Raw genomic sequence first — 20,038 nt, 5'->3', positions numbered from 1 at the left:
CCTGCCGCAGCCGCGCCACAACCCTCAACCGCCGCGCCCGCCGGCCGATGGACACTCAGCGCCGCCGACCGCGGCGCCCGGATCCGAGGAGGTGGGCATGTCACGCAGTGTGCTGGCCGTGGGCGCCCGCCCCGGGGACCTGGAGAACGGCTGCGCCGGCACCCTCGCCGCGCACCGCGCGGCAGGCGACTCGGTGACCATGCTGGTGCTGTCCTGTGACGGCGCCGACGATCCGGGTACGCGGCGCGCGGAGGCGGCGGCACGGGCCCTCGACTGCCTGCTCGTGTGGGGCCCGGAGGCGGCCGAGCGGCGCCGCCGGCCGGAGCGCAGAACCCAGGGCCGGGGCACCGGTGACCGCCGGGTACGCCGCGGGCAGCCCGGCGAGAGCTGGGACGGGGCCGCGATCGCCGCGATCGAGAACGTGCTGACCGGGGTCGACGCCGACGTGATCTACGTGCACGCCCCCGACGACCCGGACACCGAACGCCGGGCCGCGGCTGCCGCCACGCTCTCGGCCGCACGGCACAGCGCGCGGATCCTGCACTACCCCGGGGAGTCCGCCGCGCGCTTCGACCCGACGCTGTTCGTCGACATCACCGCCCACCTGGACCGCAAGCTCGCCGTCGTCGCCGACCCGGAGCTGGCCACCGCCACGGCCCGGCACCTGGGGGCCCGGGCGCGGGTCCGCTACGCCGAGGCCTTCGTCCCCGAGCGCTTCGTCTGGGACGTCGCCGGAACCCGCTGACGAAGCAACCGGGCGGCAACGTTCCGCAACCGGAACCTGTACCCGCCGTCACCCAAAGTTTCTCCCTGTCAGCCGGTGCCGCCCACCAGCCACGGGCCACCGACAGAAACCGGGGGAAACGACATGACCAGCACCATGACGACCGCTGCCGACTGCGACGCCGCCGACACGACCGCCGTGCCGGCCCTGTCCGCCGCCGAGCAGGAGGAGCTGATCCGTACGCACATGCCGCTCGTCGGCCACCTCGTGCGCGACATGCTCACCCGCATCCCGAACCACATCCACCGCGACGACCTGACCAGCGCCGGCCTGCACGCGCTCGTCACCGCGGCCCGTGGCTGGGACCCCGAGCGCGGCATCCCCTTCCACCGCTTCGCGACGACCCGCATCCGCGGCGCGATCCTCGACGAGCTGCGTTCGCTGGACTGGGCCACCCGCTCGGTGCGCAGCAAGGCCCGCGCCACGGACGTCACCCGGCAGAACCTCACCACCACGCTCGGGCGTACGCCGACGACCGAGGAGCTGGCGCAGGCGCTGGGCACCACCACCACGGACCTGCACCAGACCGACAACGACGTGCAGCGCGCCACCGTCCTGTCGCTGCAGGGCTTCACCACCAGCAGCGCCGACGACCTGGTCACCGAGCCGACGCCGGGGCCGGAGGAGATGCTGGTCCGGCGCGAGCAGATCGGCTACCTGCACCACGCGATCGGCTCGCTGCCCGAGCGGCTGCAGCTCGTCATCACCGAGTACTTCCTCAAGGAGCGCCCGATGGCGGAGATCGCCGCCGAGCTGGGCGTCACCGAGAGCCGCATCTCGCAGCTGCGCGCCGAGGCGCTGTCGCTGCTCAAGGACGGCATGAACACGCACCTCGACCCGCACCTGGCCCCGGTGCCGGAGAACCCGGAGAGCATCACGGCTCGCCGCCGGGCGAGCTACTACGCGTCGATCGCCGGCAACACGAACCTGCACTCGCGGCTGGCCCTGACCAACGCGCACGGCCTCACCCCGTACGCCCAGGGAGCGGCGTGAGGCAGCAGCGGTGAGACGGGGGCCGGCGCGGACAGCGCCGGCCCCCGTCGCGTCTCAGGCCAGGGCGTTCAGGACCTTCGGCAGGTCGGCGGTGTGCAGCACGCCCAGCCGGCGCGTCGCCCGGGTCACGGCCACGTAGAGGTCGCTGAGGCCGCGGGGGCTCTCCGCGACGATCTCGTCGGGCTGCACCACGAGCACGCTGTCGAACTCCAAGCCCTTCGCCTGCCGTACGGTCATCAGCACGATGTGGTTGCGCAGGTCGGGCTGCTCCCCCACGGCTGCCTCCGGGATCGCCGCCACCAGCGCGTCGCCCAGCGACTCCTCGAGGGCGGCGGGCACGAGGACACCCACCCTGCCTTCCTGTGCCTCGGCTGCTTCCCGGCGTACCGCCGCGATCAGCTCGTCGGCGAGCGTTTCGGGCCGCACCCGGCTCGCCCACGGCGCGACGCCGGCCTCCCGCACCGAGCGCGGCGGCTGCAGGGACGGGTCGACGGCGGCCAGCACGTCCGCGGCGACGGCCATGACCTCGGCCGGCGTGCGGTAGTTGACGGTCAGCTCGACCAGCCGCCACCGCTGCGCGACGTACGGCTCGAACACCCGGTCCCAGGTCGTCGTCCCGGACAGGTCGCCGGTCTGCGCCACATCGCCGACCACGGTCATCGACCGGCTGGGGCAGCGCCGCATCAGCAGCCGCCACGCCATCGGCGACAGCTCCTGCGCCTCGTCGACGATCACGTGCCCGAACACCCAGGTCCGGTCGGCGGCGGCACGCTCCGCGGCGGTACGGGTGTCGATCACCTCGTGCCGCTCGACGAAGGCGCTCGCGTCCACGACGTCGACCGCGGACAGGATCTCCTCCTCCTCGTCCTCGAAGTCGAGCGACCGGGAACCCTCGACGATCTCGAGCACACCCTCGGCGTACTCGATGGCCTCGCGCCGCTCGCGGGCGGCGGCGCGGGCCCGCAGCGTGTCGTCCACGCCCAGCAGCTCGGCGAGCTCGTCGAGCAGCGGCACGTCGGCCGGGGTCCAGCGGGCCCGGCGGTCCCGCAGCAGCAACGCGCGCTCCTCGGCGGTGAGGTCACCGGCCGCGGACTCGAGCCGGTCCGGGTCGCTGAGCAGGTCGCGCAGCACCTGCCGGGGCGTGAGCACCGGCCACAGCTCGAACAGCGCCCGCTGGACGTCCTCGTCCTCGCGCAGCTCGCGCCGGGTCTCGGCGAGGTCGGCCTCCTCCAGGAGGTTGTCGCCGCCGAGCGGGTCGGCGCCGATGCGCTCGGCGATCTGCAGGCTCAGCGCGTGGATCGCCTCGGTGACGAACATCTGCCGGGCCACGTTGTGCGGGCGCCCGGACCGGCGCGCGGCGGCGCGGGCGTCCTCACAGACGGCCCGCTCGATCCGCAGCGGATAACCGTCGTGGTCGACCTCGAGGTGGTCGTCGGGCACGGTCTGCCGGTCGGCGACCGCGCGGGCGAGCACGTCGAGCATGTCGAGGCGGCCCTTGAGCGCCGCCGTCCCGGGCGCCTCGGACGCGCGGGCGGTCACCCCGGGGAACATGTCGCCGAGGGTGGCGAGCAGCACGCCGGTCTCGGCCAGCGACGGCAGCACCTGGGAGATGTAGCGCAGGAACGTCGCGTTCGGACCCAGGATGAGCACGCCCTGCTTGGTGAGCTGCGCGCGGTGCGTGTAGAGCAGGTACGCCGCGCGGTGCAGCGCCACGGCGGTCTTGCCCGTGCCCGGGCCGCCCTGCACCACCATCACGCCCGGCAGCCCGGCGCGGATCACCTCGTCCTGCTCGGCCTGGATGGTCTCGACGATGTCGCGCATCCGGCCCGTACGGTTCGCGCCGAGCGCCGACAGCAGCGCCGCCTCGCCGGTCACGTCCTCCCGGCCGCCCGCCCCGGCGGTGAGGTCGAGCACCTCGTCGTCGATGCCGGTCAGCTGCCGGCCCTTGGTGCGCAGATGCCGGCGGCGGGTCACCCCCTGGGGGGACACGGCGGTCGCCAGGTAGAACGGCCGGGCCGCCGGGGCCCGCCAGTCGACGAGCAACGGGTCGCGGTCGCGGTCCTCGGCGAACAGCCCGAGCCGGCCGATGTACTGCGGCGCCGCGCCGGTGAAATCCAGCCGGCCGAAACACAGTCCGTTCTCGACGGAATTCATCTGGGCGAGCTGCTCGGCCCAGTGGCTGCGGGTGGCCTCCCGCTGGGAACGGCCCTGCGGGGTGCCGCCGGCCTCGAGCAGGATCGCGCGCAGCCGGTCGGCGGCCTGCTCGCGCAGCACGTCGAGGCGGTCGTACAGCGTGGTCAGATAGGCCTGTTCGGACTCGATGTCATCGTTCCGCATGGTGTCCGTACCGTCGGCGGAGCTTGACAAAACCACTCCCTGTTGTGGTAGCATTCGGCCGTCGACGACCATTCTTGGTCGTCTTTTTTTGTTGCCATGGAAACGCTCAGAATAGCCGGTCCGCGTTACCTCTGACGACACCGTGGCGGAGGTTACGCCACGCGGCAGACAGTGTCAGGAATCCGTCACCGTGCGGTCCTGGCCGTTACGCCGATGGGGGCTCCGCCTTTAAGCGGGTCATGAACCACAGCCACCCGTTCCGGCGTCTCGGCGCCCTCGCCCTCGTCGCGGTCGCCGCGCTCGCCTTCTCCTCCGCCTGCTCCGACGACTCGGACGACGCCCCGGCCGGCAACGCCGCCGCGGCCGCGGCCGGCGGTCCCGAGCCCAAGACCCTCGAGGGCGCCAAGGCCGCCGCGCAGACCGTCTTCGACCGCTTCAGCGGCGGCGACTTCGGCGGCGCCTGGGAGATGTACACCGCCGCCGGCAAGGCCGCGATCACCAAGGCGGACTACATCAAGCTCAACGAGACCTGCTCCCGCAAGGGCCTGTCCATCCAGCTGACCAGCGCGCGCATGGACGGCGCCGACAAGGCCGTCGTCATCGCCAAGCAGCTGGTCGCCGCGCAGTCGTACACCATGGTGTACGAGCAGGACGCCTGGAAGCTCGAGCCGGCCAAGGAGGGCCTCGCCCTCTACGCCAAGGGCGCCGACCGCGCCATCGCCCTGCAGAAGAAGGCCGGCACCTGCGCCAACGCCTGATTCCCGTACGCGGCGAGGCCCGGTCCCCCAGCGACGTGGGACCGGGCCTCGTTGTCCTCGTACCGGCTCAGGCCGCGACCGGCAGACCGTCCGGGCCGGTGAGCGCCAGCCGGTCCCGCAGCGTGCCGCGGGTCGCGATCTGGTCGTAGTACGCCGCCCGGCGCCGCGCCACGCAGCCCTCCTTCGCCGACGTCGCGACGCCCGGGTTGAGGTGCGTGTTCAGGCCGTCCTTGAGCAGCGACAGCGCCTCGGCGCGCAGCTGCGAGACGCGCGACTCGGTCACCCCGAGGTCGGCGGCGATCTGCGCCATGGGGCGCTCGTCGAAGAAGTAGCCGGTGATGACCACGCGCAGGCGCTCGGGCAGGACCTCGATCGCGTGCCGCAGATAGCCCAGGCGCTCGCGGCGGATCAGCATCTCCTCCGGGCCTGCGCTCGGCTCGGTCACCATGTCGTCGGCGCCGGCCGTCGCGAAGCCCTGCAGGCTGAACACCACGGCGCGCTGCACGTCGTCGTCGGCGGCCTCGATGTCCTCGACCGAACAGCCCAGCCGCTCGGCGACCTCGGCCAGGGTGGGCGTACGGCCCAGCTCGGCGGTCAGCTCCTGGCGCGCCGAGTCGGTACGCCGGGCCCGCTGCCGCACCGAACGGCTCGCCCAGTCCAGGCCGCGCAGCTCGTCCAGCAGGGCGCCGCGCACCCGCGCCGCCGCGAACCGGGCGAACGGCACGCCCCGGGAATCGTCGAAACCACGGGCCGCCGCGACCAGCGCCGCGTACCCGGCCGAGAGCAGATCGTCGCGGTTCACGTGGGCGGGCACCCGGGCGAGCATCTCGCGGACCAGGTGGCCGACGAGCGGCATGTGCGCCCGTACGGTGTCCTCACGACGGCGGTCGACCTCAACAGCACCGCTCATAGGGGGTCTCCTCGGAAGGTACCGGCCGGACATCGGGGGGAGAGTCCGGCGCTGAGGAGTACGGTCCGGTTCGCCGGGTGCAGGCAGGGTCACATTCGGGTGCAGCGGGGTTGCCGTGGAGCGGGGCGTACACTTGATCTCGCGGCTTCGACCTGTTCTGCCTCGGGCCGCGTACGGATCGACCACCACGCGCCGCGACCCGTGAGGTCTGCGCCGGGCAGGACGACCCCTTCAGACGTTCGGAGTTCACACCTACATGTCCTCGTTCACCGATCTCGGCGTACCCGCCGAGCTCGCCGAGGTGCTCGCCGGTCTCGGCGTCACCAGCCCCTTTCCCATCCAGGCCGCGACGCTGCCCGACTCCCTGGCCGGCCGCGACGTGCTCGGCCGCGGCCGCACCGGCTCCGGCAAGACGTACGCGTTCGTGCTGCCGGTCGTGGCCCGCCTCGCCGGCTCCCGCACCCCGCGGCGCCCCGGCCGGCCGCGCGCGCTGATCCTCGCCCCGACCCGCGAGCTCGCCACCCAGATCGACGCGACCCTGGCCCCGCTGGCCGGCGCGCTGGGCCTGCGCACGCTCACGATCTTCGGCGGCGTCGGACCCAACCCGCAGATCCGCGGTCTCAAGGCCGGCGTCGACATCGTCGTGGCCTGCCCCGGCCGGCTCGAGGACCACCTGCGCAGCGGGCACGCCAGCCTCGACGCCGTCGAGATCACCGTGCTCGACGAGGCGGACCACATGGCCGACCTCGGGTTCCTGCCGGTGGTGCGGCGGCTCATGGACGCCACCCCCCGCGACGGGCAGCGGATGCTCTTCTCCGCCACCCTCGACGGCGGCGTGGACGTGCTGGTCCAGCGGTTCATGCGCAAGCCGGTCACGCACCACGTCGACTCGGCCGCCGAGGCACCGGTCGAGATGGCCCACCACGTCCTGCACGTCCGCCACGACGACCGGTTCCCGGTGCTCGTCGACCTGGTCGCCGCGCCGGGACGCACGGTGGTGTTCACCCGTACCAAGCGGCGCGCGAAGACGCTGACCCGTCAGCTCGTCGCCGCCGGCGTTCCCGCGGTCGAACTGCACGGCAACCTCGCGCAGAACGCGCGCAACCGCAACCTGTCGGCCTTCTCCGACGGCACCGCGGAAACCCTCGTGGCCACCGACATCGCCGCGCGCGGCATCCACGTCGACGACGTGGCGCTGGTGATCCACGCCGACCCGCCGGTCGAGCACAAGGCGTACCTGCACCGCTCGGGGCGTACGGCGCGGGCCGGCGCGCAGGGCACGGTCATCACGCTGATGACCGACGACCAGCAGGGCGACGTGCGCGACCTCACCCGCAAGGCCGGCATCAAGCCGACCACGTCGAAGGCCCGCCCCGGCGACGCCCTGCTCGCGCAGCTGGCGCCGGGTGAGCGGACGTACAAGGCGCCGTCGGCTCCGGCTCCCGCCGAGGGTCCGTCCTCCGACGGCTCCGGCCGCCCAGGCGGTTCACGCCGCGGTCACGGGCGCGGCCGCCCCGCCGGCGCCCGGGAGCAGGCACCGGCCGGCGGCGAGAAGTCCGGTGGCCGCCCGCCGAAGGGCCGGGGCACCCAGCAGTCCCGTACGGGCGCGTCGGGAGGACAGCCGCGATCGGCGGCCTCCGGCGGGCAGCCGCGGGGGCGGCGCAGCGGTGGCGCCGGGTCCACGCCGGTGCACACCAGCCAGTCCGGAGGCGCCGCGGCGTTCTCCTCGGGCACCCGCGTCGGCCGCCGCTGACGTTCAGCCCTCGCCGGGTTGTCTGTTCAGGACACAGAACTCGTTGCCCTCCGGGTCGGCGAGCACCATGAAACCCTCGTCGCCCGTCTGGCCCACGTCGGCCCGGCGGGCGCCGAGGCGTAACAGCCGCTCCACCTCCGCCGCCTGATCGCCACCGCCGGCGACCACGAGGTCGGGGTGGTTGCGGTTCTTGCCGGACTTCGGCCCGGCGGGCGCCTGCAGCCACACGGTCGGCGCGCCGGGGTCGTCGTCCGGCGGGTACAGCTTGGCGCACCCGTCGTCGCCCGCCTCGGCCCGGTAGCCGAGCGCGGCCGACCAGAACCGGGCCATCACGGCGACGTCCTGCACGTCCAGCGTCCACTGCGCGATGCGACTGGTCATCGCGCCCGCATACCCGCGCCGGCCCCGATGACACTCAGGGGATGCGGACGGAGATCTCCTCGCCGAGGGTGGACCCGTCGCAGAGCTCGAGGTCGTCGCCACTCCAGAAACGGCCCGGGTCGTACCAGTTGGGCTGCTTGCCGCGCGGCAGCAACCCCATGTCCTCGTACGTCACCGCGACCACTTCGGCGCAGTAGGCCGTCTCGAGGTCGCCGGGCTCCGGCTTGTCGTGCTGCCAGGGCAGGCGGATCTGCGGCACCCGGCCCCGCGCCCAGCGCCAGGCGAGCTGCGCGGTCGACGGGAACGGCGTGCCGTCCAGCCGGGCCACGGTCTTGAGCGCCTTGTCCTCCATCTCCTTGCCCGCCGGCGGCTCCAGCTGACGCAGCCAGCCGCGCTGGCCGTACCGGTGCGCCCAGACGGTGACCGCGTCGCGCAGGTCGTGCAGCTGCACCCCGCGCTGGAACGTGCCCGACCACAGGTCCGGCAGGGACTTGCCGAGCTCCGCGTGCCACATCAGCGGCGGCATGTCCTCGATCACGATGGACATGCCCACGTGGTTGACCGGGCTGTTGGTCATGGTCTGGATGGCACGGTCCGGGCCCGACCGGCCCCGGAAGATCCAGATGTCACCCGTACGCGTCAGGTCGATGGCCTCTTCGAGGCTGATCTCGGCAACCACGTGTCTATCCTCGGCAGATGCGTTGGTGGAAAGTAGCGGGACTGGCCGGGCTGGCGGGAGTCGCCGCCACGGGTGTGGTGCTGGCACGGCAGGAGCGGCGGCGGCGGGCGTACACGCCCGACGAGATCCGGGAGCGGCTGCACGCCCGGGTGTCGGAGACGGCCGGGACGCCGGCGCCGGACCCGGATGCCGAGGCCGGCGCGGAACGCTGACGCCCGGCCCGGGCCGCCCGGGGTTGTCGCCTAGACAACGTCGGTGTCCCGCAGCAGTGACCAGAGGCCCACGCCGCCCGGGGTTGTCGCCTAGACAACATCGGTGTCCCGCAGCAGTGACCAGAGGCCCGCGCCGTCCGGGGCGGAGAACCAGGTCTTGCCGCCGGAGCCGACGGCCTCCGCGCTGCCCGTCGGCCCGGGGATCGCGCCGGCGAGCACGGCCTGCGTCGGCGACAGGCGGCGGATCGCGACCGCGGCCACGTTGTCCGGGTGCGCGTGCGCGAACTCGGAGTAGATCTCCTGGTCGTGCTGGCCGTCGTCGCCGATGAGCAGCCACCGGATGTCCGGGAACTCGCCGGCGAGCCGGGCGAGCGTGTTGCGCTTGTGCTCCTGCCCGCTGCGGAACCAGCGGTCCGGCGTCGGGCCCCAGTCGGTGAGCAGCAGCGGCCCGGCCGGGTAGAGGTGCCGGGAGAGGAAGCGGTTCAGCGCCGGGGCCACGTTCCACGCGCCGGTCGACAGGTAGAAGACCGGGGCGCCGGGGTTGGCGTTGACCAGCCGCTCGTAGAGCACGGCCATGCCCGGCACCGCCATGCGGGCGTGCTCGTCCAGCACGAACGTGTTCCAGGCCGCGAGCAGCGGCCGGGGCAGCGCGGTCACCATGACGGTGTCGTCGATGTCGCTGATGACGCCGAACTTCATGGCCGGATCGACGACGCGGATCGGCGCCTCGACCGGCTCGGCCCCCTCGGTGACCAGGCGTACGCACGCCCAGCCCGGCTCGAGCTCGCCCTTGACCTTGGTGTCCACGTACCCGCTGCGGTCCGTGCGGGTCTGGTGCACCTGGTCGCCGATCTGGATCTGCACCAGCGCGTTGTTGACCGGCGACGTGGTGAAGCTGCGCCAGCCGCGCACCTTCTCGAGCCGCTTGCGGGCCTGCGAGCCGCGGGTGAGCACGACGCGGGCCATGACGCGGGCCCAGCCGGGTGCGCCGTACCCGGTGTAGGCCGTGATCACGGGCCGCCAGCCGCGCTGCCGCAGCCGTCGCTCGACGACCTCGTGGACGGCGTCCTCGATCCGGGCCGCGCGGTGCAGCCGCACGGCCGGGGGACGGCCCGCCGGGGTCACTGACACTTCGGCCTCCTGCCCTTCGTCGTCGACGGCCCCTGTGACGGTACCCGGCCTGCCCGGGTCCCGCGCCGCAACGGGCCGAGGCGCGGCCCCGGGTCCACTCTGGAGGGTCAGTGCACCGCCAGCCGCGCGTTGCCGGCGCGGGCCACCGGCTCGGCGGGGCTCCACTGCTCCGCCCACCGCCCGGTGTTCTCCGGCCGTGGATCGCGTCCGGCGTTCATCGCCGCGGCCAGCGCCTCCGCACGCAGGTTGCGCAGGTTGTCGGCCGCCTTCTCGGCCTCGGCCCACGCGTTCCGTTCCCGCTCGACCGCCGCCTGGTACGCGGCGAAGCGATGCTCCCGGACGGCGCCCCGCAGGGCGGTCTCCTGGGCGACCGGGTGCTTGCGCGGGTTCCACGGCCCCCGGTGTGCCAGCACCTCGTTGAGCTGCGCGATCGACAGCTCCTTGCGACGGCACGCGGCGAGCGCGGAGCGGTGCAGGCACCGGGTGCGGTCGGCGATCTCGGCCCGGGTGCGGCGCTGCCGGAGCACGGGGAACGCGGCCGCGGCCCGGCAGCGACGGGCCTCGCGGTCGGCGGCGTCGTACGCGGCCCAGGCCGCATCGACCTCCTCCTGCGCGATCTCCCAGGCGACGCGGCTGCGCCGGGCGACCCCGGCGGCATGGTCGGCGGCCGCGGCCACCTCGTCGGCGTACCGTTCGGCGGCCGGCGGCGGGGCGGGGCGGCGGTTCGCGCGCGCCTCCCGGCGGGGCAGCGCGACGGCGGCCGTCGCGGCGGCGACGGCGAGCAGCATGATCATCCAGATGACGGCAGCGGTCTCCACGGTCAACACCGGTTTCCTCGTGCGTCGGGTTCGCTGATGACGGGCAGGCGGCCGCGGCGGATTCGGGCACAACTGGTCGCCGCGGGCCACCGGAGTGCCGCCCACTCGGGCCGGGCAGGCGCATACGCCGGCCCGCGGGCGTCACGGGAGGGGTTCTTCGCCGGTGGTCCTACGCCCGCGGCGGGGCGCGCCCGGCGTAGGGGTGCGGGGCGGCGCCGCTGAGGCCGGGCACGGCCCGGTCGCACAGCCGGGCCGGACCGGCCGCGCCGGTGGAGAAGGGTGCGCTGGTGTCCTCGGCCCAGGAGGCGGGCGGGACCGCTGTCCGGGCTGCGTCGCCGGAGACCGCGTGCTCTGCGTCAGAGGCAGCGGGTGCATCGCCGGAAGCGGTGGCGCGAGCCTCCAGGCCGGCGACGGCGGCGGCGCGCGGTGCGTCCCGGTAGGCGGCGGCACGGGCCTCGAGACCGGCGATGGCGGCAGCGCGGGCTTCCTCGGCCGAGGTGGCGGACCCAGGCCCGGCGCCCTGCGCGGACCGCGCGTCCGGCACGACGACGCGGTCAGCGAGGCCGGTGCCCACGGGCGCGTCCACGGTGGTGACGACGGTCGCGGGGCTGTCCGCGTCGGGCGCGGCGGAGAGCGCCGGCGTGGCGAACGCGAGCGCGATCAGCGCCAGGCCGGTGAGAAACTGCAGCAGGCGGCGCCCGTCCCAGTGACGGGGAAGCAGGCGCACGACGACAGCCACGGCATCAACTTACCGTGATCCGCAGGTCCGTGCACAGATCGCATTGACTGAGTGCTTCGTCCCACTCCGGCGGGTGACGGCGCCCGTCCCCCGCCGGCTGTGGCCCGCCAGCCCCGGGCACCGGGCCCGCGCCGGCCGGCGAGACCCGGCCGGCCCCGGGGTGACCGAGTCTCGCGGCGCCGGGCCCACGCCGGCTCGCGAGGCCCGCCGCACCAGGGGTGACCGGAGTCCCGCGGCGCCGGGCCCACGCCGGCTCGCGAGGCCCGCCGCACCAGGGGTGACCGGAGTCTCGCGGCGCCGGGCCACGGGTGAGGGACCATGGTGGGGTGGAGCGAGTCGACGAGCTGGCGCGGTGGTGCGCCGACGGCGGGGTCGTGGTGCTGAGCGGCGCCGGCCTGTCCACCGAGTCCGGCATCCCGGACTACCGCGGCCCGTCCGGCGCCGCCCGGCCCAGCACCCCGATGACCTACCAGACGTTCACCCGGGATCCGATCGCGCGCCGGCGCTACTGGGCACGCAGCCATCTCGGGTGGCGCACAATCGGCGATGCCTACCCGAACCACGGGCACCGGGCGGTCGCGCGCCTGCAGGAGCTGGGACGCCTCGACGGGATCATCACGCAGAACGTCGACGGGCTGCACCAGGCCGGCGGCGCGCACGGGGTGGTCGAGCTGCACGGCAACCTGGCGTGGATCGTCTGCCTGGACTGCGGGCGGCGCAGCGGCCGGGCCGAGCTCGGCGAGCGGCTCGACGCCGCCAATCCCGGCTTCGCGGCGGCCGTCTCCGCGGTCAACCCGGACGGCGACGTGGAGATCGACGACGCGGAGCTCGACGGCTTCACGGTGGTGGACTGCACCGCGTGCGGCGGCATGCTCAAGCCCGACGTCGTGTACTTCGGCGAGACGGTGCCGCCCGCGCGGGTGAGCCGCAGCTTCGAGCTTGTCGCGGGCGCACGCACGCTGCTGGTCCTGGGTTCCTCGCTGACCGTCATGTCGGGCCGCCGCTTCGTGCTGCGGGCGGCGAAGGACGGGATCCGGGTGGCGATCGTCAACCAGGGCGAGACGCGGGGCACGCCGTACGCGCGGCTGATCGTCGACGCGCCGCTGGGCCGGGTGCTGCCCGAGGTGGTCCGGCGCGTGGAGGGCGTCCCCGCCGCCGGCTGATCTCGGGTTGATTCCCGGATGCCGCCTCGACCGCGGGCGATTTGTCCGCTTGATGCCGCCCCGGGAAGGGCGTGAACGCCTGCGTTTCCCCTTGGTTATCGTCTCGAAACCTAAATAAAGACGCCGACGCGTTGACGTGACGCGACTCACCGGAGTTTACTGCCGGAACCGCTCCCGAAACCGGTTCCGAAACTGCGGTGTCACCGCCCGGATACAAGTCGGAGGACCAGTGCCAATCACCATCGCCGATGTGGCGGCCCGGGCCAAGGTCAGCAAGACCACGGTCTCCCGGGTGCTCAACGGCAAGGGTGAACTGGACGAGTCCACCGCCGCCCGGGTGCGCAAGGTCATCGAGGAACTCGGGTACGTGCCCAGCTCCCGCGCCGTCGGGCTGGCCCGCGGGCGTACCCGGGTCGTCGGCATGCTGGTCCCCTCGCTCACCTGGCCGTGGATCGGCGAGGTCCTGCAGGGCGCGGTCGACGTGCTGGAGACCGAGCGCTACGGGCTGCTGCTGTTCACGTGCAACCGCGGCGAGGAGTCCATGCGCCAGTTCGGCGCGCAGGTCTCGGCCAAGAGCTTCGACGGCCTGCTGGTCATCGAGCCCGAGGGCACCCTCGACTACATCGCCACGCTGCACGCCCGCGGGCTCCCGGTCGTGCTCATCGACGACCGCGACGTCCAGCCGATGCAGATCCCGAGCGTCGGCACCACGCACTTCACCGGCGCCGGCGCCGCCGCCCGGCACCTGCTCGAGATCGGCCGCTACAAGCCCCTCGTCATCGCCGGCCCCGAGCGCTTCGGCTGCACCGTGCAGCGCCTCGAGGGGTTCGCCACCGAGTACGCCGAGGCGGGCCACCCGATCCCGGCCGACCACATCCTGCCCGGCGACTTCACCATCGCCTGCGGCTTCGAGGGCATCAACGCCGCGATCGAGGCGGGGCTGGACTTCGACGCCGTCTTCGCGCACAACGACCTCTCCGCCACCGGCGCCATGCAGGCCATCCTCGACAGTGGACGGCGCATCCCGCAGGACGTCGCGGTGGTCGGCTTCGACGACATCCCCCTGGCGGCGCACACCCAGCCGCCGCTGACCACCGTGCACCAACCGTTGCGCGAGATGGGCGAGGCCGCGGCACGCACGCTGCTCGCCCACTTCGAGGGCTCACCCCTGCCCAACCGACCGACCGTCATACCCGCCACCTTCATGGCCCGCGGCTCGACCGGAGCCGGACCGGCCGCCGACCCCTCGTGACTCCGCCGTCCGAGTAGCCCACGAGTCACCTGACGAGACATCACCCGTCGATCGCCTCGGCGATCGGCTGCACCCCGCCCTTTCCTCGGGCGACCCCTCTCACCCGATATCGCATTACCTGAGGAGATCTAGAGATGCAGAGAAGGAAACTGTTCGCGGTCGCCCTGGCGGGCGTGCTCGCCTCGGGCGGGCTCGCCGCCTGCAGCGACTCGCCGAACGCGGGGAACAAGAACGCATCCGGCGGCAACACCTTCCTGACCGTGGGCATGCCGAACGGTCCGCAGACGGAGAACCACAACCCGTTCCTGACCACGTCGGCCGGCGCCTCGCTCGGCTACCGCTGGATGATCTACGAGCCGCTGATGATGTGGAACCCGGTGAAGCCGGCGGACCCGTCGAAGCCGTGGCTGGCAACCGGCGCCGAGTGGTCGAAGGACTTCAAGAAGGTCACGATCACCGTCCGGGACAACGCCACCTGGTCCGACGGGCAGAAGGTCACCGGTGACGACGTCGCCTTCACCTTCAACCTCATCAAGAAGAACGAGGCGATCAACCTCGCCGCCACGCCGTACGGCGAGATCACGAACAGCGGCAACACGGTGACCGTGACGTTCACCAGCTCGATGTTCGTCTACAAGGACAAGTGGCTGGGCCAGACCCCGATCGTGCCCAAGCACATCTGGGAGAAGATCAGCGACCCGAGCAAGGACGCGAACAAGAACCCGGTCGGCTCGGGCCCGTACACGCTGAAGTCCTTCACCCCGCAGACCACCACGCTGTCGGTGCGCACCTCCGGCTACTGGCAGGACCTGCCCCAGGTCAAGGAGCTGCGCTACACCTCGTACACCGACAACAACGCGCAGACCACGGCGCTGTCGGACGGCTCCAACGAGTGGAGCTTCGTCTTCATCCCCAACTACAAGACGGTCTTCCTGGACAAGGACCCGGCCCACTACAAGGTCTGGGCGCCGCCGGTCCTGGGCATCCACGGCCTCTACATCAACACCACCAAGAAGCCGTTCGACGACCCGAAGCTGCGCCAGGCGATGAACATGGTCGTCAACCGCGAGGACATCTTCAACCAGGCCGAGGCGGGCTACTTCCACCCGGTCGTCACCAGCGTGACGGGCCTGCCGTCGCCGGCCGGTGACGCGTTCATCGCGCCGGACTACAAGGGCAAGAACCAGACCGTCGACGTGGCGGGCGCCAAGGCCCTGCTGCAGCAGGCCGGCTACAAGCTCAACGGCACCACGCTGACCGACCCGAGCGGCAAGCCGGTCAAGCTCACCCTGACCGACCCGAGCGGCTGGTCCGACTACCAGACCTCGCTCGAGATCGTGAAGAGCAACCTCGCCGAGATCGGCATCCAGGCCACCGTCGACAAGGCGAACCAGGACGCCTGGTTCCGCAACGTCGAGGAGGGCAACTTCGACGCCACCTTCCGCTGGACCAACGGCGGCTCGACGCCGTGGGACATCTACCAGACGGTGATGGACGGCAAGCTGCTCAAGCCGATCGGCACCGCGTCCCCGGGCGGCAACTTCGGCCGCTTCAAGAACGACGAGGCCACCAAGGCGATCGCTGACTACGCGAACGCCTCGGACGACGCGGCCCGTACCGCCGCGCTCAACACGCTCCAGAAGGTCTTCGTCGAGCAGGTCCCGATGATCCCGGTCGGCGCGGACAACGTCGGCATGGCGTACAGCACGAAGAACTGGGTCGGCTGGCCCGACGACACCAACCCGTACGGCGCCGGCCAGCCCACGCAGGCCAACGCCCTGGACGTCGTCCTGCACCTCAAGCCCGCCAACTCCTGATCCGCACCGCCGCCCCCGGGACCCGCGTTCCGGGGGCGGCACCGCGGCGGTTCCGACCCCCCTTTCCGCAAAGGAACTCGACATGACGTTGAGCCCCGACGCGAAAGCGCCGGCCAGCGAGGTGGTGCTTGAGGCGATCGGCCTGACCAAGCACTTCCCCGTCCGCCGGAAGCTGCGCGACCTGTTCAAGCGCGAGCACGAAGCCGTGCACGCGGTCGACGACGTGAACCTCACCCTGCGGCGTGGTCGGGTGGTGGCGCTCGTCGGCGAGTCCGGCTCCGGCAAGTCCACGGTCGCGCGGCTGCTCGCGCAGCTGTACCCACGGACCGGCGGGGACATCCAGCTGCACGGGGAGTCCACGCGGGTCCACGGCGGCCGAGCGTTCCGGGCGTACGTCCGCCGCGTGCAGATGATCTTCCAGGACCCGTTCGCCTCGCTGAACCCGGTGCACACGATCCGGTACCACCTGACCCGGTCGCTGAAGATCCACGGCAACGCCGGCTCCTCCGCCGCGGACCTCGAGCGCGCCCTCGCCGACCTGCTGAACCGGGTCAGCCTGACGCCGCCCGAGCGCTACCTGGACAAGTTCCCGCACGAGCTCTCCGGCGGCCAGCGGCAGCGCGTCGCGATCGCGCGGGCGCTGGGCGCGAACCCGGAGGCACTGCTCGCCGACGAGCCGGTGTCCATGCTGGACGTCTCGATCCGCCTCGGCGTGCTGAACCTGCTGCGCGACCTCAAGGAACGGCTCAACCTCGCCATCCTCTACATCACCCACGACATCGCATCGGCCCGTTACTTCGCCGACGAGACCCTGGTGATGTACGCGGGCCAGATGGTGGAGGGCGGCGACAGCGAGAGCGTCACGCAGGCGCCGGCGCACCCGTACACCCGGCTCCTGATCGACTCCGCCCCCGACCCGGACCGCATCCACAACATGCTGGAGGACACCGGGGACCGCGGCAACGGCGAACCCCCCAGCCTGATCCACCCGCCGGCCGGCTGCCGGTTCCACCCGCGCTGCCCGATGGCGATGCCGCGGTGTACCACGGACCTCCCGGTCCGCCTGGAGATCGGCGACGCCCCCGGCCACTGGGCCGCCTGCTGGCTGTACGACGAGGCCACCGTCGCCGAGCAGCAGCCGGGTTCGGCCGCGACCGCCGCCATCGTGAACGTGGAGGGCGCCCGATGAGGTACCTGCTCCAGCGGATCCTGTTCTACGCCTTCACGGCGTGGGCCGCGATCACCATCAACTTCTTCATCCCGCGGATGATCCCGGGCGACCCGGTCAAGTCGCTGCTCGCCCGCTTCCAGGGCCAGATGAGCACCGAGGCGATCAACTCGTTGTACGTGCTGTTCGGGCTCGACAAGGACGCCAGCGTCTGGGAGCAGTACGTCGACTACTGGAAGCAGCTGCTCCACGGCGACCTCGGCCTGTCCTTCACGGCCTTCCCCGCGAGCGTCTCGCAGATCATCGGCGACGCGCTGCCGTGGACCGTGGCGCTGGTCGGTATCACGACGATCATCAGCTTCTTCATCGGCACCGGCCTCGGCGTGCTGGCCGGGTGGCGGCGCGGGTCGTGGATCGACGGCCTGCTGCCGGTCACGACCTTCCTGTCCTCGGTGCCGTACTTCTGGCTCGGCCTGCTGGCGATCTACCTGCTCGCCGGACCGGACAGCTTCTTCCCGTCGTCCGGCGGCTACGAACCCGGCCTGGTGCCGGCCTGGGACCAGTACTTCATCCCGAGCGCGATCCGGCACAGCCTGCTGCCCGCGCTCACGATCCTCATCTCCTCGGTGAGCGGCTGGATCCTCAGCATGCGCAACATGATGGTCACCGTCGCGGCGGAGGACTACATAACCGTCGCGCACGCCAAGGGCCTTCCCGAACGCCGGGTGGCGCTGAACTACGCGGCCCGCAACGCACTGCTGCCGAACGTCTCCGGCTTCGCGCTGTCGCTGGGCTTCATCGTCGGCGGCACGCTGCTGGTCGAGATCGTCTTCTCGTACCCGGGCCTGGGCTTCCTGCTCTTCCGGGCGGTCGGCGCCAAGGACTACCCGCTGATGCAGGGCATCTTCCTCGTCATCACCATCTCGGTGCTCGTGGCGAACCTCATCGCCGACATCGCTTATCTGATGCTCGACCCGCGTACCCGCAAGGAGGGCTGACCGGTGACTCTTCCCACCTCCAGCGTGGAGCAGGTCATCCCCGGACAGGGGGCGATGGCGGAGCCCGAGGCGCCGACGCCGACGAAGGCCAAGCGCCGGCGGTTCCGGTTCGTCGCCAACGCCAAGGCGCTCACCGGCCTGGTCGTGCTCGGCATCTACCTGCTCTTCGCGATCATCGGGCCGTGGATCGCGCCGTACGACCCGGACGCACGCGGCCCGGAGCTGGTGGCGCCGCCGTCCGCGGACCACTGGTTCGGCACCACGCACCTCGGCCAGGACGTGTTCAGCCAGGTGCTGGTCGGCACCCGCGGCGTCATGCTCGTCGGCCTGGCCGCCGGCGTGCTCGCCACCGTCCTGTCGGTCGTCATCGGCGTCACGGCCGGTTACCTCGGCGGCGGCTGGGACGACAGCCTCTCCGCACTGTCCAACGTCTTCCTGGTGATCCCGGCCCTGCCACTGATCATCATCGTGACGGCGGCGGCGCCCGGCGGCGGTGACACCCTCGTCGCCCTCATCATCGGCTTCACCTCCTGGGCGTGGGGGGCCCGGGTGCTCCGGGCCCAGACGCTGTCACTACGCAGACGCGAGTACGTCGAGGCCGCCCGCGCCAACGGCGAGTCGACGTGGCGGATCATCCTCTTCGAGATCCTGCCCAACCTGACCGCCATCATCGCCTCCGGCTTCGTCGGCACGGTGATCTTCGCGGTCACCTCCGAGATCACCTTGGCCTTCATCGGCATCGGCTCGGTCTCGACCTGGAACTGGGGCACGATCCTGTTCTGGGCGCAGAGCCAGCAGGCCCTCGCCCAGGGCGCGTGGTGGTGGTTCGTCCCGGCCGGTCTGGCGATCGCGTTCCTCGGCACCGCCCTGTCGCTGATCAACTTCGGCATCGACGAATTCGTCAGCCCGCGCCTGCGCAGCGCCGGGAAGACCAAGATCAAGACCGCCTCCGGCCACACCGTACGGATGCGCGTCGGCTTCACGCCGGTGCTGAGCAGCTCGGGGGCGCCGCCCACGCAGGCACGTCCGATCCCCACGATCAACACCGCGGCGGCGACGCCGGTGAACCGCAGCAACAAGGAGGCCACGCAGTGAGCGGCGAGCCCGTCCTCGAGATCAAGAATCTCAACGTGGACTACGGCCTGGGCGACCAGGCGGTGCACGCGGTCCGCGACGTCAACCTGACGCTGCACCGCGGCGAGGTCCTCGGCCTGGCCGGCGAGTCCGGCTCCGGCAAGTCCACCCTCGCGTACGGCCTCACCCGGCTGCTCGCCCCGCCGGGCGTGATCAGCGGTGGCGAGGTCATCTACCACCCGGACAACGGCGAGCCGTACGACGTACTCGGCCTGGACGACGCCGGACTGCGCGCGTTCCGGTGGGCCGAGACGGCGATCGTGTTCCAGGGTGCGATGAACTCGCTCAACCCCGTACACAAGATCTCCACGCAGTTGAACGACGTCCTCGAGGCCCACGAGCCCAAGATGTCGGCGCACAGCCGCAACGCCCGGGCCCGGGAGATGCTCAAGCTCGTCGGCATCTCCCCGGATCGGATGGACGCCTATCCGCACCAGCTCTCCGGCGGCATGCGGCAGCGCGTGATGATCGGCATGGCGCTCATCCTGCAGCCGCAGGTGGTCATCATGGACGAGCCGACCACCGCGCTGGACGTGGTGATGCAGCGGCAGATCCTCGGCCAGCTCATCGAGCTGCGGGAGCGGCTGGGCTTCTCGGTCATCTTCATCACCCACGACCTGTCGCTGCTCGTCGAGTTCTCCAACCGGATCGCGATCATGTACGGCGGCCGGATCGTCGAGGAGGCGCAGGCGCCCGCGCTGTACCGGAACTCGCTGCACCCGTACAGCGCGGGTCTGCTCGGCTCGTTCCCGGCGCTGCGCGGCGCCCGCCGCGAGCTCAGCGGAATCCCGGGGTCGCCGCCCGACCTCAAGGGCATGCCCTCGGGCTGCTCGTTCCACCCGCGCTGCCCCAAGGTGTTCGACCCCTGCGCCGACAACATCCCGGTGCTGGGCAACCCCGACACCCCGGACGGGTCGACCCGCACCGTGGCCTGCTGGCTGCACCCGGTCAAGCAGCCGGTCGGCTGACCACCGGCACCGACGGCCCCGGCCCTGCGCGCCGGGGCCGTCT

The 20,038-nt window shown here is 72.3% G+C and carries 19 protein-coding genes; 12 read left to right on the top strand and 7 right to left on the bottom strand.

Annotated elements, in window-relative coordinates:
- Nucleotides 1-97: 97 nt before the first annotated feature.
- A complete protein-coding gene (locus AB0K03_RS35350) occupies nucleotides 98-745 on the top strand; it encodes a PIG-L family deacetylase (RefSeq protein ID WP_364694483.1) in 648 nt (215 codons plus the stop codon).
- 123 nt (nucleotides 746-868) lie between these two features.
- Nucleotides 869-1,777 (top strand): FliA/WhiG family RNA polymerase sigma factor, encoded by a 909-nt coding sequence (locus tag AB0K03_RS35345; RefSeq protein ID WP_364694480.1) that lies wholly within the window; start codon nucleotides 869-871, stop codon nucleotides 1,775-1,777.
- Between the two features lie 54 nt (nucleotides 1,778-1,831).
- Here the strand turns inward: AB0K03_RS35345 and AB0K03_RS35340 are convergent, their stop codons facing one another.
- Nucleotides 1,832-4,168 (bottom strand): ATP-binding domain-containing protein, encoded by a 2,337-nt coding sequence (locus AB0K03_RS35340; protein WP_364694477.1) that lies wholly within the window; start codon nucleotides 4,166-4,168, stop codon nucleotides 1,832-1,834.
- 185 nt (nucleotides 4,169-4,353) lie between these two features.
- Between AB0K03_RS35340 and AB0K03_RS35335 the strand changes: the two genes are divergently transcribed.
- Nucleotides 4,354-4,872 carry a hypothetical protein gene (locus AB0K03_RS35335; RefSeq protein WP_364694474.1) on the top strand — a complete coding sequence of 173 codons (519 nt, stop codon included), beginning with the start codon at nucleotides 4,354-4,356 and terminating at the stop codon, nucleotides 4,870-4,872.
- 67 nt (nucleotides 4,873-4,939) lie between these two features.
- On the opposite strand, the gene AB0K03_RS35330 is transcribed toward AB0K03_RS35335, so the two are convergent.
- Entirely contained in the window at nucleotides 4,940-5,782 is an 843-nt protein-coding gene (locus AB0K03_RS35330; RefSeq protein ID WP_364694472.1) for a sigma-70 family RNA polymerase sigma factor, read from the bottom strand.
- Nucleotides 5,783-6,038: 256 nt separating this feature from the next.
- On the opposite strand from AB0K03_RS35330, the gene AB0K03_RS35325 reads away from it, so the two are divergent.
- Nucleotides 6,039-7,535, top strand: coding sequence for a DEAD/DEAH box helicase (locus AB0K03_RS35325; protein ID WP_364694470.1), 1,497 nt, complete (start codon nucleotides 6,039-6,041; stop codon nucleotides 7,533-7,535).
- A gap of 3 nt (nucleotides 7,536-7,538) precedes the next feature.
- On the opposite strand, the gene AB0K03_RS35320 is transcribed toward AB0K03_RS35325, so the two are convergent.
- On the bottom strand, nucleotides 7,539-7,916 hold the full coding sequence (locus AB0K03_RS35320) for a VOC family protein (RefSeq protein ID WP_364694467.1): 378 nt from the start codon (nucleotides 7,914-7,916) through the stop codon (nucleotides 7,539-7,541).
- A 34-nt stretch (nucleotides 7,917-7,950) separates the two neighbouring features.
- Nucleotides 7,951-8,595: a hypothetical protein gene (locus tag AB0K03_RS35315; protein WP_364694464.1), complete on the bottom strand. Its 645-nt coding sequence runs from the start codon at nucleotides 8,593-8,595 to the stop codon at nucleotides 7,951-7,953.
- Between the two features lie 17 nt (nucleotides 8,596-8,612).
- On the opposite strand from AB0K03_RS35315, the gene AB0K03_RS35310 reads away from it, so the two are divergent.
- A complete protein-coding gene (locus AB0K03_RS35310; RefSeq protein ID WP_364694461.1) occupies nucleotides 8,613-8,807 on the top strand; it encodes a hypothetical protein in 195 nt (64 codons plus the stop codon).
- A 90-nt stretch (nucleotides 8,808-8,897) separates the two neighbouring features.
- Here the strand turns inward: AB0K03_RS35310 and AB0K03_RS35305 are convergent, their stop codons facing one another.
- The 3 genes from AB0K03_RS35305 to AB0K03_RS35295 all read right to left on the bottom strand — a co-directional run bounded on the left by AB0K03_RS35305 (nucleotide 8,898) and on the right by AB0K03_RS35295 (nucleotide 11,495).
- Entirely contained in the window at nucleotides 8,898-9,938 is a 1,041-nt protein-coding gene (locus tag AB0K03_RS35305) for a phosphatase domain-containing protein (protein ID WP_364694458.1), read from the bottom strand.
- 107 nt (nucleotides 9,939-10,045) lie between these two features.
- Nucleotides 10,046-10,756 carry a hypothetical protein gene (locus AB0K03_RS35300; RefSeq protein ID WP_364694455.1) on the bottom strand — a complete coding sequence of 237 codons (711 nt, stop codon included), beginning with the start codon at nucleotides 10,754-10,756 and terminating at the stop codon, nucleotides 10,046-10,048.
- Between the two features lie 169 nt (nucleotides 10,757-10,925).
- The gene (locus AB0K03_RS35295; RefSeq protein ID WP_364694453.1) at nucleotides 10,926-11,495 is read right to left on the bottom strand and encodes a hypothetical protein; all 570 of its coding nucleotides are present in this window, start codon (nucleotides 11,493-11,495) and stop codon (nucleotides 10,926-10,928) included.
- Nucleotides 11,496-11,821: 326 nt separating this feature from the next.
- Between AB0K03_RS35295 and AB0K03_RS35290 the strand changes: the two genes are divergently transcribed.
- The 7 genes from AB0K03_RS35290 to AB0K03_RS35260 all read left to right on the top strand — a co-directional run bounded on the left by AB0K03_RS35290 (nucleotide 11,822) and on the right by AB0K03_RS35260 (nucleotide 19,995).
- The gene (locus AB0K03_RS35290; RefSeq protein WP_364694450.1) at nucleotides 11,822-12,658 is read left to right on the top strand and encodes an NAD-dependent protein deacetylase; all 837 of its coding nucleotides are present in this window, start codon (nucleotides 11,822-11,824) and stop codon (nucleotides 12,656-12,658) included.
- 229 nt (nucleotides 12,659-12,887) lie between these two features.
- Nucleotides 12,888-13,910, top strand: coding sequence for a LacI family DNA-binding transcriptional regulator (locus AB0K03_RS35285; RefSeq protein WP_364694447.1), 1,023 nt, complete (start codon nucleotides 12,888-12,890; stop codon nucleotides 13,908-13,910).
- Between the two features lie 134 nt (nucleotides 13,911-14,044).
- Nucleotides 14,045-15,727: an ABC transporter substrate-binding protein gene (locus AB0K03_RS35280; protein WP_364694444.1), complete on the top strand. Its 1,683-nt coding sequence runs from the start codon at nucleotides 14,045-14,047 to the stop codon at nucleotides 15,725-15,727.
- Nucleotides 15,728-15,809: 82 nt separating this feature from the next.
- A complete protein-coding gene (locus tag AB0K03_RS35275) occupies nucleotides 15,810-16,916 on the top strand; it encodes an ABC transporter ATP-binding protein (protein WP_364694442.1) in 1,107 nt (368 codons plus the stop codon).
- Entirely contained in the window at nucleotides 16,913-17,893 is a 981-nt protein-coding gene (locus AB0K03_RS35270; RefSeq protein WP_364694439.1) for an ABC transporter permease, read from the top strand. The genes AB0K03_RS35275 and AB0K03_RS35270 overlap by 4 nt, the downstream gene beginning before the upstream one ends.
- Before the next feature lie 3 nt (nucleotides 17,894-17,896).
- Nucleotides 17,897-18,988 carry an ABC transporter permease gene (locus AB0K03_RS35265; RefSeq protein ID WP_364694436.1) on the top strand — a complete coding sequence of 364 codons (1,092 nt, stop codon included), beginning with the start codon at nucleotides 17,897-17,899 and terminating at the stop codon, nucleotides 18,986-18,988.
- Entirely contained in the window at nucleotides 18,985-19,995 is a 1,011-nt protein-coding gene (locus AB0K03_RS35260) for an ABC transporter ATP-binding protein (protein WP_364694433.1), read from the top strand. The genes AB0K03_RS35265 and AB0K03_RS35260 overlap by 4 nt, the downstream gene beginning before the upstream one ends.
- Nucleotides 19,996-20,038 lie beyond the last annotated feature (43 nt).

It is taken from the genome of Actinoplanes sp. NPDC049316 (genome assembly GCF_040677315.1).
Classification (GTDB): Bacteria; Actinomycetota; Actinomycetes; order Mycobacteriales; family Micromonosporaceae; genus Actinoplanes.
This window is presented reverse-complemented; position numbering and strand designations above follow the sequence as displayed.

What these genes read in the sequence shown, in the direction of transcription:
- AB0K03_RS35330 (WP_364694472.1), bottom strand. Translation starts at nt 5,782, where the DNA reads ATGAGCGGTGCTGTTGAGGTCGACCGCCGTCGTGAGGACACCGTACGG.
- AB0K03_RS35310 (WP_364694461.1), top strand. Translation starts at nt 8,613, where the DNA reads ATGCGTTGGTGGAAAGTAGCGGGACTGGCCGGGCTGGCGGGAGTCGCC.
- AB0K03_RS35320 (WP_364694467.1), bottom strand. Translation starts at nt 7,916, where the DNA reads ATGACCAGTCGCATCGCGCAGTGGACGCTGGACGTGCAGGACGTCGCC.
- AB0K03_RS35345 (WP_364694480.1), top strand. Translation starts at nt 869, where the DNA reads ATGACCAGCACCATGACGACCGCTGCCGACTGCGACGCCGCCGACACG.
- AB0K03_RS35335 (WP_364694474.1), top strand. Translation starts at nt 4,354, where the DNA reads ATGAACCACAGCCACCCGTTCCGGCGTCTCGGCGCCCTCGCCCTCGTC.
- AB0K03_RS35340 (WP_364694477.1), bottom strand. Translation starts at nt 4,168, where the DNA reads ATGCTACCACAACAGGGAGTGGTTTTGTCAAGCTCCGCCGACGGTACG.
- AB0K03_RS35280 (WP_364694444.1), top strand. Translation starts at nt 14,045, where the DNA reads ATGCAGAGAAGGAAACTGTTCGCGGTCGCCCTGGCGGGCGTGCTCGCC.
- AB0K03_RS35275 (WP_364694442.1), top strand. Translation starts at nt 15,810, where the DNA reads ATGACGTTGAGCCCCGACGCGAAAGCGCCGGCCAGCGAGGTGGTGCTT.
- AB0K03_RS35325 (WP_364694470.1), top strand. Translation starts at nt 6,039, where the DNA reads ATGTCCTCGTTCACCGATCTCGGCGTACCCGCCGAGCTCGCCGAGGTG.
- AB0K03_RS35270 (WP_364694439.1), top strand. Translation starts at nt 16,913, where the DNA reads ATGAGGTACCTGCTCCAGCGGATCCTGTTCTACGCCTTCACGGCGTGG.
- AB0K03_RS35350 (WP_364694483.1), top strand. Translation starts at nt 98, where the DNA reads ATGTCACGCAGTGTGCTGGCCGTGGGCGCCCGCCCCGGGGACCTGGAG.